This is a genomic window from Syntrophorhabdaceae bacterium, assembly GCA_028713955.1.
In the GTDB taxonomy this organism is placed as follows: Bacteria; Desulfobacterota; Syntrophorhabdia; order Syntrophorhabdales; family Syntrophorhabdaceae; genus UBA5609.
In genome coordinates, this window is the sequence record JAQTNJ010000056.1 from 1 (window position 1) to 15,194 (window position 15,194).

The window sequence follows — 15,194 nt, forward strand, 5'->3', positions numbered from 1 at the left end:
ATTTTACCTCGTCATCCCTGTCTATCCTGTAGTCTTCGGTAACAAGCCTGTTGTTGACAACGACGAGGTGTGCCTCCCTGCTTAATGAAAGCTGCTCCAGCAGCTTCGAAGCCAGCATCGGTTTTTCGAATTCGTATGTGTTGTCCTCGCACTCGACCTTCATGGCTAATTCATAGCATATGAGGCAGGTGTTGTAAAGAGCAGTAAAAACTAGGTAGTGTCCTAATTTGAAAAATGTGCTATAATAAATTATTAAGGAGTTAAAACAATGACTATAGGATATATGCTTGCTATGACACCGAAAAACAGGGAGACTATAGGAATTACTCCAAGCTGTTGCGCTACGTCCGAAAAATCAGGCATTGAGGATTGGCGCACCAGTCGGGATATTAACGGGCTTGATTTCATCAATGAATTTTTTGGAAAGAGCGAAAGCCGCATCTTTCATAGCTCCCTCCATGAAGAATGCGTCAACCTCCTCCACGGTAAGACTTGATCGGCTTACGATAGCATCCCTCATCTTGTTTTCTGCCGCTTGAATGCTTGTCATTATTTCCATTATTTGTGGTCTTCTTACTTCTGCTCCTGAAGGAAATGCCCAATGTACGCCATGGAACAGAAACGTGGAATTTTCACATGCCAAGCGTCTACTGCCTGCAAGAAAAATAACATTTGCCACTGAATCAATTGAACCAATATTATGTGTGGTTACTTTTATTGGCAAACCGAGCAAATGATTGTATACCGCGAAACCGGCATCGACAAACCCTCCTGTACTACCCATTAGCAAATACATCTGCTTCGTTCCGCTATTAACAATCTCGTTACTTAGTTTTATCAATGGGTTTATAGTATCCCAATTTATTGGATGGACAAATGATACATAAACAATTTCTGGATTCATTGTTTTCCCTCCAAATTTGAATGGTATTCTTTAACTATCGAAGCTCTTACCGCTTTTTCCGGCGAATCCACGGGTGGTATATGAAGCACAGCATAATAGCGTCTCTTTGTGCTTCCTTCTATTGGTGACGACCAGGCATAGGCTTTTGTGGCTTGTGGATGACCTTCTAGTTTAAAGACGAAAACTATCCCTTCCCAAACAGTCTTTCCTTGGAACACTTCCACAACTTCTATTTCTTCAATAAAGTGAGCCCTACATTTGTGTAATTGTTCAATGGCCTTTTTCAGTTCTTCTAACCTGTCTTTCATGCTTTGATTGACCATATTCTAGGAGCTACGCTTGCTAGCTGTATTTGTCTCTCGTTTATTTGCGTTGACCCCCAATCAAGACCTGTTATTTTACTTATCTCTTGTGTTGTAAGTATTGTCTGATCCTTAAATACCTTCTTCTTTTCTGGAAAAGAACCGTTGCCTATTTCAACATTTACTGCGGGGTTCAATAAAACCATATTGCCAAGGCGTCTTTGGTATGCAGATGCGATCTCTGGTGATATCTTCCATTCTGCTGTTAATTTTAAAGGCATGATGTGCTCAAGGGTATATCTTATCGTATCATCAACCCCTCCATATTCAGGATTTGGTTCTTTTCTCTTATATGCTTCTATTGCACGCAAGTAATACCGTGCTAACGCTATTTTGGTGACGTTGTTAACCTTAAAAGCATCCTCGAAGGCTTGATCTGTTGGCACATTAACCGTCATTTTGGGAATAATTTGATCTGTTTTTGTTATTATTCCGTCTGATATTTCTTTTGCTAACGTTCCATAATTTTTTTCTAGTCCCCCAGAACCAGATATCCCGTAGATTAAAAATCTAACGGATATAGATAGGAGTAATTTAAACGCCTTCTTAGCCTCGTCTTCACAAAAATTGAATGCTATGGCGAGCATTAACGGACGAATTTGTTCTATCTTCAAAACCTGAGTAATAATGTGTATGTGATATCTTGTCGTCTGTCCATACTTTGTCCAGATTGGATGTTCAAGGGGTGTTAATAGTGCCACATAATAATTAGCGGAACTTTCAAAGTAAGACACAATATCGATTGCTTGTTGCATGTTGCCGATTGTGTCTTGAATGCTTTTAGCTAAGTCTCGTTCTACCGTTGGGCCGTTTTTGGCAATCCAAGAATGCCTAATGTGATTTAGCGTCAATTCATCATCTCCAATATTTTGAATGACATTAATCATTGCGTCCCATTTACTTTGAATTTCATCAAGTCTTTTAGCGGCTGTTCCGAACAGAAAATTTTTAAGAATATCAACTTGGGAAGCCTTTAATCCTCTGTCATTCAATGTTTCAAACATCTTATATGCATTAATAGAATTTGGAGCCTTGATCACAATTACTATTGCACGGGATGTAACAAATTCTACCCATTTATATAACGCCTTTGATTTTTCGCTTTCTCCGAATGGAGCCACGATTTTTTGTACATAGTCTTGAACAACCTGTTTAGCCTCCATGATTCTGTCATGTGAACTATAAATACATTCTACCTTTGTATCCTCTAGTGGATGAAGTACATTTCTTTTAAATAGTTCGTTGTCTCGATAATTCATTTTCAGCTTTGGAATATAATCACCTTCATGCTCATCATATTCGAGAAGATATTTGCTTGTATATTTGTTTGCCGCCTGTTTTTCTCCGTTGCTGCGATTAGATAGATAATCCCTAATGGCTGCAATGAGTATGGAAATTGTAGCTAACCGCTGCTGTCCATCTGATACTTCTAAGCGATCACCTGAACCGTGAGTTAATACTATAGTGCCAAGAAAATATATAGACTCATCGGGAGCGGCCATTGCTCCGGCCAAATCCTGTAACAGAGTTTCTACGTGCTTCCTCTCCCATGCATACGACCGTTGGTTCACTGGTACAGCAAGATTATTTTGATTCAAGACTTGCCCAATACCCAAAGTACTAAACTTTATATCTAAATCAGAGCTACTCATTTAAGTCCCCCTCCTTTAAAAAAGCTGCTTGCTTTCCAACTTCTTCCAATTCTCTTATTGCGGCCCTTCTAAGACATGCTCTAATCCACGATGATAAAGAAATACCTACCACTTTGGCGGCTTCATTAAAAGCTATTTTTTCATTGGGCGATACCCTTATTTGAATTGGTTGTGTTTTCATATTCAGTCTCCTTATTGTATTATTGTAATGCAAACTGCATTTAAATGTCAACTTTTTTCTTATTATGTAATGTAAACTGCATTACAATATAGAATATGGGGGGCAAATATGAACCGTTTATCTTTGGACAGGCAGTCACAAATCATAAGTTCTTTGGTTGAGGGTAATTCTATTCGTTCAACAGAGTGCATGTTTGAAACTCATCGTGATACTATTATGCGTTTAATGGCTTCAGTCGGAGAACAATGTGCGAGCCTCATGGATGAAATCTGTCCTGTCAGCGCATTCAGGTTGATGAGATATGGGCCTTTGTTCAGAAGAAGCAAAGACATATGACTATATCGGATAATCCTCACGGGGCAGGAGATTAATGGACGTTTGTTGCGCTCGATCCTGATACAAAGTTAATTCCTGCTTATCTTGTAGGAAAGCGCGATTTAAGAACGGCTATTGCTTTCATAACCGATCTGTCAGAACGGCTCAGAAATAGAGTGCAAATATCCTCTGATGCTCTCAATGCTTATGTCGAAGCCACAGAAAAAGCTTTTGGTATGAACGTTGATTATGGGCAAGTGGTCAAATATTACGAGGCAGAGCCCGTTGGCCCAGGAAGATATAGTCCTCCGCATGTCATTAGCGCGGAACGTAACGCCATTACTGGTAACCCCGAAATCTGCTACATCTCAACATCTCATGTTGAAAGGCAGAACCTTACCATGCGTATGCAAATGAGGCGTTTTACCCGCTTAACAAACGCCTTCAGTAAGAAGCTCGAAAACTTGAAAGCCGCCGTTGCCTTACATTTTGCACATTACAATTTTGTGCGGGTTCATGGATCGCTTAGGGTTACGCCTGCTATGGCAGCGGGAATAACAGATCATGTGTTGGATATTGAAGAAATTCTTTCTTAAAATAATGAATCTTGATCTGGATAATTGAACGGAATCACATGTATAATTTTTGAGATATTATAATGCGTTGACACCACGTCTAAATCATACCCATATTTTGCGATAATTTGGACCTTTGCTCTTATGGAATCACCTGGACGTACATCAATTTTTCGATTCTGAAAGTCAGTTAACCATTCCATGTCTAAAACCTTCATGGGAATAGTTTTGTTTTCATACTTAAATTCCCACCTTGAATCTCCTAAATAGTCAGGCTTTTTAACCCGTAATATCATTTCCATGCTCGATTCTATTGTTTCTTTGGTTATCAAATCTTCAATAGCTTCGGGGATAATCTTAAAACTAATGTTAAACGGAGTACTTTCTTCGCTTGTTAAATATCTTACCTTATCGTCTTCCGTTAAGGTTGCTGTTGCGGAAGTCATTCGCTCCAGATTAACCAAAATTCGTTCCTCTGATAGAGGAGAATAGGCGGGGATATTTCTAACATCGGTTTCTTCAGCTAAAGCCAGCAAACCCTTACTAAGTTCTTGGATTTCCTTACGAATTGTTATTTGCGTTTTGCCGTCTAAAAATTTAATTGCATAATATTTAGCCTTTACGAGATAGACCCCAACCGCAGGTTTCCAGTTCAATGTCTTTAGGGCATCGTCGTTAACCAAAGTTAAAACCGTTCGGAGCCAAGTCCTTACTGATCCAGCCTCAACGTCTTCAAGTAATACAATGGGTTCTATTTTTGAATCAATTGATTGGAGTAAGTCCACATCAAAATCGTGGAAGGCATCTATAAGGTCAGATAGTGCACGGAAAACCCTGCTCGGAGCTTCCGATTCTTTTTTGAAATCTATCTCTATACAGAAATCGACTTCTGTTACATTGTCCATAGTTGAAAATACTATATCACTTTTTTCCAAATTAGGACACTACCAAAAACTACTTTCCTTTTTCAAACTTGATAGTATTTTCTTCGACAGCCGGATAGATTAAGTCGATCTCTTTCTGGATTGCTATTGTTTTCTGGAGGGATGTGACAATCTTGGAGTAATGTTTAGTATCGTCGAGCGATAGGGTTCTTCCTTTCCGGTCTTTCAGCCATTTTTCGCAGACCTGGTAGCCGCCGACCTGGTACTGCCAGACCTCATCGGGAACACCTTCAAAATACTGGGACGGATTGATAGAGACCCTGCCCTCTTTCGTGTCATAGCCGATCTTTTCGACCTTGTCGTTCCCCTTGCCCTGGAATTTGGCTATAGGCGAGTCAAGCTCCGGCGTTTTAAGGAGGTGAAGGTCAACAAGTTCCTTCCCGTGCCCCGCCATCTTTGTAAACAGCCCGAGATCTTTCGTAAAGGGAATCCTCGGAAAATCTATCTTTAGAAATTCAGCGTATTTCGTGCGGTAGATGTTGGAGTAAAGGACCGCATAGATGTAAAAGAAGATTGTTTCAGGATCAGGTGTCTTCTTAAAATGTGTCGTCAATGCCTCAACGAATCCGGGAGCAAAATTAGGCTTCCGCACTTCATACCCAGCCTCCGGTTCAAAAAGCATCATGGTGCTGCTGAAAGCTCGTTTTTTTGGGTTACTTGTTGTTTTTTCGGAATCAGGATAAAGATATAGTGGAAAAAGGTAGGATCTTTCCTTGGTTTCCAAAGAAACAGTGCAATCATTTATAATCACGTTAGAACAAAGTATATGTTTGAAACTGCCGATGACTTGCCGATTAGTTATTAATCCAATATTTTCCTGAAACATGTGTTGCATTATCTTTTTTCTCGGTCTTGAGTGAAAACCTCTCGCTTTACCAGTATAGTAAGTATGCCTAATATCAAAAGGCCTGTAAAGAATAGGGACAATCTTATTCTGATCTAATCCGCTCTCAATTAAATCTTTTTGTGCTAATTCAACCGTCCATTCAGTACTATCTTGGCCAAGTTTATACGCTGAACGTGCCAGCTCTCTGTCAAGTTTTGAAAAATTCAAAATTGTAGTCCATGCTTCATTCCTGTCCAACTTAATTGATAAATTATCTCTAGCAGTAAACATCCCCGTACTATATTCAACAAACACTTCCGTTATTTTTAACCATTGGTTATAATCCGTTAAAAAGTTAACATTTCTTTTATAAAACAAATAAAACTCTGATTTTGGTGTCAATTGATCCCATTCAATAGTCCTAATGTCATTCAAGAGGAGCCAATTATATTTATTTTCCCAAGTACCCCAAATCTCTGCGTGATACACTTTGTGTTCTTTTTTTCCACTTTTCTTTTTTATACACAGCATGATCGCAACACCCTGCTTGATGTCAAAAACATTTTCATCTTTAGAACCATCAGGGCATTTCTCCTTTTTTAAACTGTTACCGTGAAGGTCAAGAACATAAATTTCATCAAAACTATTCATCAAAGACTGGCGCATCCCTCTGAATGTAGGATTATCGAGATAGCCGTGATTTGTGATAAACCCTAAAAGCCCCTCACCAGCCTGGTCTATCTTCCACTGGGCAAAACGGATAAATTTTACATAATCATCCTGTAAACCCTTGGGATTCTTTTCATTAAGACTTTTTCCATCAACCTTGTAATAAAATTTTATTTCCTGTGCGATCCATTTTCCTATATTTGAGGAATCATAGGAATACGGCGGATTACCCATAATTACCAGGATTGGCTGTTCCTTTTTTACTTTCCCTGCGAGGTGGGATTCTTCGGAGAGTGAGGCAGTGCCGGGCAACTGGCTTTCAGGCAGGTCCTCCATCTCGAGGGTATTGGTGAGATAGAGTTTGACTCTATCATCGTCTTGTAGTTTGCAGCCGAGTTCTTCAAGAAGAAAGGACATCTTCAGGTGTCCAATAGCATATGGCGCCATCATAAGTTCAAAGGCATAGAAATTTTTAAGGATGTGTTCTTTGATAAAACCTTCTTTCTTGCCGCTGCCGTATTTTGCGGTAAATTCCTCTACGGCCAGCTTACTCGCCTCGGCAAGAAAGGTGAGCGTCCCCGCGGCAGGGTCCAGAACAGTGACCTTGTCGCTTGCAAAACCGTCGGGCTTATTGAAATGCTCTTTCAGGATATGGTGGAGCGAACGGACAATGTAAGAGACCACCGGCTCAGGCGTATAGTAAACCCCTCTCTTCTCCCGTGTGGCAGGGTCATATTCGGCAAGGAAGGTCTCATAGAAATGGACGATCGGGTCTTTGCCCTTGCCCTCATGAAAATATTTATGGAGGATGGCGTTGACGTTTGTTACGGCAAGGACTTCGGCAATATCATCGATGATCCATTCCATCTCCTTCGGCAGATCGCCGATGGAGACAAAGTGAAAGATATCCCTCAAAATGCCGATTGTATGGGGTATATAATCATAGGCAAGTTTCCTGTTGAAGCTGTTGTCGGAACGGCTCCGGGCAGCAAATAGCCCATATGTGATCGTCTGCGAGTAGAGGTCGGCAAAATCCTTCGTTGACAGGTCTTTTATCAGGTACTGCTTGAATGCCTCGTAGAAACCGAGTATGTAGCCGCTCTTCTTACGTTCTTCTTCGACGAGTTGTTCGGCAATCACCTCGTCTCTCAGGAACCTCGTCCTTTTCGCCAGCTCTATCGCCAGACTCTTTGCATCGTGCACCTCAGGAAGTGAAAAAGCAAAGAACCTTTCAAGGAGCCCATAGAACTCAGGCTCCTTCTCGACAGGCGGGGTCATTTTGAGCCGATGCGCGATAAAGGGTCTGCCGATTTGGACCCTGTCAATGAGCGTACCGTTCCGGTAAAGCCTGAACTCATAGAAATTGGTCAGTATCAGGTTGGGGAATGTATGGAGGTAGCGTTTGAGTTGCTCTGTTGATTCGATATGATCGAGGTTCTCAACCTTCGGGTCTTTTGCCTCGATGTAGCCGACTATATGGTGTTTGCCGTCCCAGATCCTGAAGTCAGGGTTGCCTGCCTCGGTCTTTTTCGGAAGTGTTGTAATGTGGACCTTCCGTTTATCAGCAGATTCAGCGTAGCCGTTCAACAGATCTTCAAGAGTGGAATAATAACTCTCCTCTCTCGCATCTCCCCGGTTGGCAACATCGAGCAGTGATTTTATGTAGGACTTAATCAACGTGTCCCCCCTCCCTCTTGTGAATATTACATTTTTCGAAAATTTGCAAACTATTTCAATAACACTTCAGATTAATCGATGAAATAAACCGTGCCAGAGTTGTCCCTTCCGGTACCATTAACGGCCTGTTGCCTCAATACAATTGTATTATGAGCAGGAAGGAACTTTTCGCGAATCGCGACTTCGAGCATTTTTGGGACCCACTTGGCGAGAAGGAACGTTCCGCAGGACAATGCGCACTGTCTGAGTTCCGCGTGCCTTATGCGGAACGAGTTTGCGCAATTGAGTGAACTTCGAGCCATTAAGTGGGTAAAAAGCGCAGCGGAGCAGTGAGCGAAACAGTGTTCCTGCGAATACAACATTTGGGCAACAGACCATTGATGGAACTTCGAGTCTCGGGCGTCTATTTCTGGATGGCACAGCGAAATATTGTTCCGTCCAAGGCATAAAATTCAATTGCCGATTTATTGATTTTCACGAAATCGTGTTTATAATTAAAATAGTTGTTAGCGATCAGCTCTCAGCAGTCAGCCTTCAGCAAGACCGTGTAAATATTGTTTTTACCTGATAGCTGATCGCTGAAAGCTCATTTTACAGAGGTGAATGTATGAACTGGGAAAAATTGACCATAAAGGCTCAGGAGGTCGTGTCTGAAGCCCAGAAGAAGGCGGAATCGCTGGGCCATCAGCAGATCGAAAACGAGCACCTTCTCTACGCGCTTGTTACGCAGAAGGAAGGGATAATAAAACCATTGCTTGATAAGCTCGGCGCAAACGCCAATGCCATCCTCAATGATCTTGAACGGGAGCTGAAGAAAAAACCCCGCGTTGAAGGCTCGGCGCAGGTCTATATCTCGACGGCATTGAAGCGCGCCACTGACATTGCCTTCGAAGAGGCAGCGCGCCTGAAAGACGAATACGTCAGCACAGAGCATCTCCTTATCGGAATTACCGAGGTCAAGGAGGGTTATGCCTCACAGATCCTGAAAAATAACGGCGTTACCAAGGACAGTATCTACGCGGTGCTTAAGGATATACGGGGCACCCAGCGCATCACTGACCAGGCGCCGGAAGAAAAATACCAGGCACTCCAGAGGTACTGCCGTGACCTGACGGAAGAGGCGCGGAAGGGAAAGCTCGACCCTGTCATCGGCCGTGATGAAGAGGTGCGGAGGGTCATGCAGGTGCTCTCCAGGAGGACCAAGAATAACCCTGTCGTTATCGGTGAGCCGGGCGTAGGAAAGACAGCTATCGTTGAAGGTCTTGCGCAGCGGATTATCAGCGGCGACATACCTGAGACCCTGAAGAACAAGCGGGTGCTTTCCCTTGACCTGGGGGCATTGCTCGCAGGCGCAAAATACAGGGGAGAATTTGAGGACAGGCTCAAAGCGGTGCTCAAAGAGATCGATGAGGCCGCAGGCACGGTGATCCTTTTTATCGATGAGCTCCATACGATCGTTGGGGCAGGAGGCGCGCAGGGCGCCGTGGACGCGTCGAATATGCTGAAACCGGCGTTGGCACGCGGTGACCTCCGGTGTATCGGCGCCACGACCCTTGACGAATACAGAAAATATATTGAGAAGGACGCCGCCCTCGAGAGAAGGTTTCAGCCTGTCTATGTCGGTGAACCGTCGGTAGAAGAGACGATCGCGATCCTCCGGGGTTTGAAGGAAAAATATGAGCTTCACCACGGTGTACGGATAAAGGACTCTGCCCTCATCGCGGCCGCCACCCTGTCGCACAGGTACATCACGGACAGGTTCCTCCCCGACAAGGCGATAGACCTCATCGACGAATCATCGTCAAGGCTGAGAATGGAGATCGACAGCGTACCCACGGAGATCGATGAGGTTGAGCGTAAGATCATCCAGGTTCAGATAGAGATCGAGGCGCTCAAGAAGGAAAAGGACGAGGCATCGAAAGACAGAAAGAAGAAGCTCGAAGAAGAGCTGAAAGGGCTGAAGGCAGAGGTTGGCGAAAAGAGGAAACACTGGGAAAAGGAAAAGGCTCTCATAATGGGCATCGGGGAGGTCAAGGAAAAGATCGACCGCGCCAGGACCGAGGCAGATGAACTTGAGCGAAAAGGCGATTTCGGAAAGGTCGCGGAGATACGCTACGGGAGAATATCCGCGCTTGAGCAGGAGCTGCAGGCCAAGAACAAGGAACTTGTCGAGCTCCAAAAAAGCAGGAAGATGCTCAAGGAAGAGGTTGACGAAGAGGACATTGCAAGGGTCGTCTCGAAATGGACCGGCATCCCTGTGTCGAAGATGCTTGAGGGTGAGATGGAAAAGCTCGTCACCATGGAAGACCGTATCCACCTGCGCGTCATAGGCCAGGAAGAGGCGATAGAAGCGGTTTCAAGCACTATACGCCGCGCGCGGGCAGGGCTGCAGGATCCCAATAGGCCTCTCGGCTCTTTCCTCTTTCTGGGACCGACCGGCGTAGGCAAGACAGAGCTTGCGCGGGCACTCGCTGAATTCCTCTTTGACGACGAGCAGGCAATCGTCCGCATTGACATGAGCGAATTCATGGAAAAGCACTCTGTGTCAAGGCTCATAGGAGCGCCGCCGGGATATGTGGGCTACGAAGAGGGCGGCTACCTCACCGAGGCCGTCAGGAGAAGACCCTATTCCATCATCCTCCTCGATGAGGTGGAAAAGGCGCACCCCGAAGTCTTTAATGTCCTCCTCCAGGTGCTCGACGACGGAAGACTGACGGACGGCCAGGGCAGGACTGTGGATTTCAAGAATGCCGTCATCATCATGACATCCAACATCGGCAGCCAGTGGATCGCAGACCTCACCGATAAAGATTACGATGAGATGAAGCGGCGGGTCTCCGAGGCGGTGAAGACACATTTCAAGCCTGAGTTCATCAACAGGATCGACGACATCATCATATTCAAGTCCCTTTCCGCGGAAAACATCAAAGAGATCGTAAAACTCCAGCTCAATTATCTCACGAAGCGGGCAGCAGAGAGAAATATTGAGCTCAAGTATACTGAAAAGCTCAAAGAGATGATCGCGAAGGAAGGCTACGACCCGGCCTACGGGGCTCGCCCCCTGAAACGGATCATCCAGAAGAAGATACAGGACGCCCTCGCCCTGATGATACTGAAAGGTGAGGTAAAAGACGGGCAGAAGATCACCATCGACGCCAACGCGAAAGGGGAAGTGGTGTTCAAGTGATGCTGCGCATCAGTACACTAATTTCCCTTGACAACACCTCGAAATTGCTGGTATAAAATCCAATCACTGTAGGCGCATAGCTCAGTGGGGGAGCGCTACCCTGACACGGTAGAGGTCCGGGGTTCAAAACCCCGTGCGCCTACCATTTTTTTATCCGCATATCTCCATTGACAATGTATTACGGCTATTATAGATTCATTTATAGATTCATTGTAAGCACGCATATGCAGGAGGTTTAACATGAATATAACTAAGAAAAGTTTCTATATAGTTTTTATATGCCTCTTGGCCGTTGCCTTCACCGCCTGCCAGAGCTACCAGAGGCAGGTTGTTCCCTTTAAGATGCCTGCTGCTTATCCTAACGCCACCGGTGCTGCCGGTGCCGTCATCGCCTCCAGGGCATATGACAGCCAGGAAGCGAAGTCAATGTTCGGTTTTGATATAGTCGGCGCAGGCGTTATGCCTGTACAGGTCCTTTTTGACAACAAAGGCGAGCACCCTATTGAGATTGTCCCTGATCAGACCTTTCTCATAGACAGCGACAACAACCTGTGGCCTATCCTCGAATCGAGCCTCGCATACGACCGTATCGCAAAGAAGACGGAGCTCGGCAGGGTTGCGCCGGAGGCGACAAAATACGGCGCCCTTACGGGTATTGCCGGCGCCATGATAGGGGCCGCGATCGGGGTCGTCGCAGGATCAAATGTCGGTGACGCAGCGTTAAGCGGCGCTGCCCTCGGTGCAGCGGCCGGCGCGACGATGGGTGGCACGAAAGGACTGCTTGATGCAGATGTGAAGGAAAAGATAAGGGAAGACCTCCAGAAGAGATCTCTGGAGAACAAGACGATCAACCCCAATGATCTGGCCTACAGTTTTATATTCTTTCCCGGGGAATCGGCAAAACCAATGGAACTCCGGCTAAAGCTGAAGGAAAAGGATACCGGGACATTCCATACCCTGATTATGAAACTACAGTAGACAGTAAAGGCCAACTGACAGTATATCGTAGTTCGTATATCGTATATCGAGATTGAAAAAAACATAAGACTTCAGGCGACTTAGGCCCTCACTACTTACGATTTAGGTCTTATGTGGTTTTGTCAGTGTCAAGCATCCGGTATCGGGCATTAATTCTTCTTGTAGTTCACTATATACGATATACTAACTACTATTTAATGCCCCTTCCGCCGAACGTTGTACTCCGAACGTTTTTTATGTAATTATGTAATTACGATATACGAACTACGATATACGATCTTCGCGGGCTGCTTTCATTTCGCCCTGACATACCGCTGCCCCATCCACACGAGGACGACGCTGAAGATTATCTTTAGATACAGTTCGGGGAGGATATTGGCGATGGTCCCCCCGAGGTAGCCTCCCACAAGCGCCCCGACAGAGATCCCTGCCGCTATATTGAGCCGCACATTACCAAGCCTGTGATGGGTAAATGCGCCGGTCATGCTGATAGGGACCATGGCAAGAAGCGACGTCCCCTGGGAAAGCTGCTGAGGCATGCCGAGCAGGAGCACCATGGGCGGGATCATGATGACACCGCCTCCGACACCCATCATCCCGGAGACAAAACCGGCGACAACACCTGTTGCAAGGAAGATAACAATGCTCCCCGTCAGCCCTGGCTGAGAGCCTGATTTCGGCAAAAATCCCTTTATGAGCAGGAAGAGCGACACGCAGACAATCATGATACCGAAGGCCCTTTTCAGTTTTTTTTCAGGCAGAGAGTGGGCGTACAATGCACCGAACCGCGCAGTGATCATGGCAGTTGCCGCAAGCAATACGGCGCCCTTCCAATCCGCTGTCCCGTGGAGGTAATACGTTACGGCCCCCGCGAGGGCAGTGAAAACAATCGCCACAAGGCTTGTTCCGTGGGCCTTGTGCTGCGTGAGCTTGAGCAGTATGGTCATGAGCGGGATCATGATGACACCGCCTCCAAGACCGATGAGGGCGCCGAAAAACCCGCCCGAAAGACCGATGACCAAACTAATCAACCCGTTCATCATATCAAAGCAACCTTTTTCAGAATAAATGAGTCTCCACTATATCATATCAACAGAAGGTAATCCAGAAACGCGGACATGCAAACAGAAGAGCAGAAGATGAGAGGATGATGCTGGTCGGGTACATCTAAGAGCGAGATATGGGGGAAATATTGTCATCGCGAGGAGCGAAGCGACGTGGCGATCTTAAGGGTATAATCTATTGAATGAGATTACCACGCTTCGCTCGCAATGACCTCTCACCTCTCGCCCATGACCTCTCGCCTATCACCTATCACCTTCCACGGGGTTTATTCAATTACGAATTACGATTCACGAATTACGGGTGTTCTGCCGTGAGCTATGAGCTATGAACCGTGAGCTGTCTTTAATTTGCCGCTTGACTTGTCGTAGCCCATGCTATACAAATTGTCCATGCGGTTCATCGCTGATCTCCATATCCATTCCAGTTATTCCCGGGCAACGAGCAAGGACATGGTCCCAGAGGCGCTGTGGAAGTGGGCCCAGATAAAGGGCATTACCGTTGTCGGCACCGGTGATTTCACCCATCCCGCATGGCTTAAGGAGCTGAGCGAGAAGACTGAGCCGATAGGCAACGGCCTGTTGAGACTCAAAAAGGAACACGAGACCGATGACATACCGGCCTCATGCAGGGCTGATGTCTTCTTCATGTTCTCCTCGGAGATCAGCACCATATACAGCAAGAAGGGGAGGACCAGGAAGGTCCATTCCGTCATCTTCGTGCCTGATCTTTCCGACGCACTCAGGATCAACCTCGCGCTGTCAAAGATAGGAAACCTGAACGCCGATGGGAGACCCATACTGGGGCTCGATGTAAAAGAACTCCTGAGGATCGTCCTCGATACATGCCCCGGGGCGCTCTTTGTCCCTGCCCATGCATGGACGCCCCATTTCTCGGTATTCGGCGCCGTATCGGGCTTTGACTCCCTTGAGGAGTGCTTCGAAGACCTCACCCCTCATATCAATGCCATCGAGACCGGGCTGTCTTCGGACCCGATGATGAACTGGCGGCTCTCGGCCCTGGACAGGCTGACGCTGATCTCCAACTCAGACGCCCACTCTCCTGCCAAGATGGGGAGGGAGGCAAATATCTTCGATACAACCATCTCTTACGAGGCCATCACAAAGGCCATTGAGTCGGGCAATGGTTTTCTCGGGACCATAGAATTCTTCCCTGAAGAGGGCAAGTATCATTATGACGGGCACAGGGCGTGCAACGTGAACCTCTCCCCCGACGAGACGGCCCGGTGCAATTACCTCTGTCCTGCCTGCGGGAAAAAGGTGACCGTCGGGGTCTTGCACAGGGTCAACAAGCTCGCCGACAGACCTGACGGCTTCAGACCTGACAATGCGAAACCATTCCACTCCCTGATCCCGCTGCCGGAGGTCATTGCCGAAACCATGGGCACGGGCGCTGCCGGCAAGAGGGTCAACAGGGAATACCGGCAACTTATCCACCTGCTCGGCAACGAATTCAGGATACTGATGGATACACCCCTCCCCGACATCGAAAAGGCGGGGTCACCACTCATCCGTGAGGCGGTCTCGCGGATGCGCGCGGGAAAGGTCCACATCATACCCGGCTTTGACGGGGAATACGGCAAGATCAGGATATTCGAAAACACAGAGAGAAAACAGATCAAGGGCCAGACAACGCTCTTTTAACTCCTTAAATCCACGCGGCTCTTCCCTCGACAATGACTATGACAGAACAATCAACCGTATCAATGCATACAGGGTTGTCCATGCTAAAAAATGATTGAATGTTTGTAAAATAGAAGTTATACTTCTAATATGCAAACCTTAATAAAAAGAAATGCGGAATCAACCATTCTGAATGATCTCCGTACATTCCCTGTTGTC

At 46.1% G+C, this 15,194-nt stretch carries 11 protein-coding genes and 1 tRNA gene; 5 read left to right on the plus strand and 7 right to left on the minus strand.

Annotated features, from left to right (window positions below):
* Positions 1–355 precede the first annotated feature (355 nt).
* From PHU49_06805 to PHU49_06820, 4 genes are read right to left on the minus strand one after another with little or no spacing between them, the layout of a single operon-like run.
* Positions 356–904 carry an ATP-dependent Clp protease proteolytic subunit gene (locus tag PHU49_06805; GenBank protein MDD5243711.1) on the minus strand — a complete coding sequence of 183 codons (549 nt, stop codon included), beginning with the start codon at positions 902–904 and terminating at the stop codon, positions 356–358.
* Positions 901–1,212: a hypothetical protein gene (locus PHU49_06810; GenBank protein MDD5243712.1), complete on the minus strand. Its 312-nt coding sequence runs from the start codon at positions 1,210–1,212 to the stop codon at positions 901–903. Before PHU49_06810 ends, PHU49_06805 begins: the two co-directional genes overlap by 4 nt.
* Entirely contained in the window at positions 1,209–2,918 is a 1,710-nt protein-coding gene (locus tag PHU49_06815; GenBank protein MDD5243713.1) for a DUF262 domain-containing protein, read from the minus strand. Before PHU49_06815 ends, PHU49_06810 begins: the two co-directional genes overlap by 4 nt.
* A complete protein-coding gene (locus PHU49_06820; protein ID MDD5243714.1) occupies positions 2,911–3,099 on the minus strand; it encodes a hypothetical protein in 189 nt (62 codons plus the stop codon). Before PHU49_06820 ends, PHU49_06815 begins: the two co-directional genes overlap by 8 nt.
* A 491-nt stretch (positions 3,100–3,590) precedes the next feature.
* On the opposite strand from PHU49_06820, the gene PHU49_06825 reads away from it, so the two are divergent.
* Positions 3,591–4,010 (plus strand): hypothetical protein, encoded by a 420-nt coding sequence (locus PHU49_06825; GenBank protein ID MDD5243715.1) that lies wholly within the window; start codon positions 3,591–3,593, stop codon positions 4,008–4,010.
* On the opposite strand, the gene PHU49_06830 is transcribed toward PHU49_06825, so the two are convergent.
* Both PHU49_06830 and PHU49_06835 read right to left on the minus strand, forming a co-directional pair.
* On the minus strand, positions 4,007–4,924 hold the full coding sequence (locus PHU49_06830; protein ID MDD5243716.1) for a hypothetical protein: 918 nt from the start codon (positions 4,922–4,924) through the stop codon (positions 4,007–4,009). The genes PHU49_06825 and PHU49_06830 overlap by 4 nt on opposite strands.
* A gap of 19 nt (positions 4,925–4,943) precedes the next feature.
* Positions 4,944–8,105 (minus strand): N-6 DNA methylase, encoded by a 3,162-nt coding sequence (locus PHU49_06835; GenBank protein MDD5243717.1) that lies wholly within the window; start codon positions 8,103–8,105, stop codon positions 4,944–4,946.
* Between the two features lie 607 nt (positions 8,106–8,712).
* Here PHU49_06835 and clpB point away from each other — a divergent pair.
* From clpB to PHU49_06850, 3 genes are all read left to right on the plus strand, one after another.
* Complete coding sequence (gene clpB / locus PHU49_06840) at positions 8,713–11,292, plus strand: ATP-dependent chaperone ClpB (GenBank protein ID MDD5243718.1); 2,580 nt, start codon at positions 8,713–8,715, stop codon at positions 11,290–11,292.
* Between the two features lie 70 nt (positions 11,293–11,362).
* Positions 11,363–11,437: transfer RNA gene (locus PHU49_06845), tRNA-Val, on the plus strand.
* Positions 11,438–11,532: 95 nt separating this feature from the next.
* Entirely contained in the window at positions 11,533–12,270 is a 738-nt protein-coding gene (locus tag PHU49_06850) for a glycine zipper domain-containing protein (GenBank protein MDD5243719.1), read from the plus strand.
* Positions 12,271–12,563: 293 nt separating this feature from the next.
* Here the strand turns inward: PHU49_06850 and PHU49_06855 are convergent, their stop codons facing one another.
* Positions 12,564–13,313 (minus strand): sulfite exporter TauE/SafE family protein, encoded by a 750-nt coding sequence (locus PHU49_06855; GenBank protein MDD5243720.1) that lies wholly within the window; start codon positions 13,311–13,313, stop codon positions 12,564–12,566.
* A 393-nt stretch (positions 13,314–13,706) separates the two neighbouring features.
* Between PHU49_06855 and PHU49_06860 the strand changes: the two genes are divergently transcribed.
* Entirely contained in the window at positions 13,707–14,996 is a 1,290-nt protein-coding gene (locus PHU49_06860; protein MDD5243721.1) for an endonuclease Q family protein, read from the plus strand.
* The last annotated feature ends 198 nt before the right edge of the window (positions 14,997–15,194 follow it).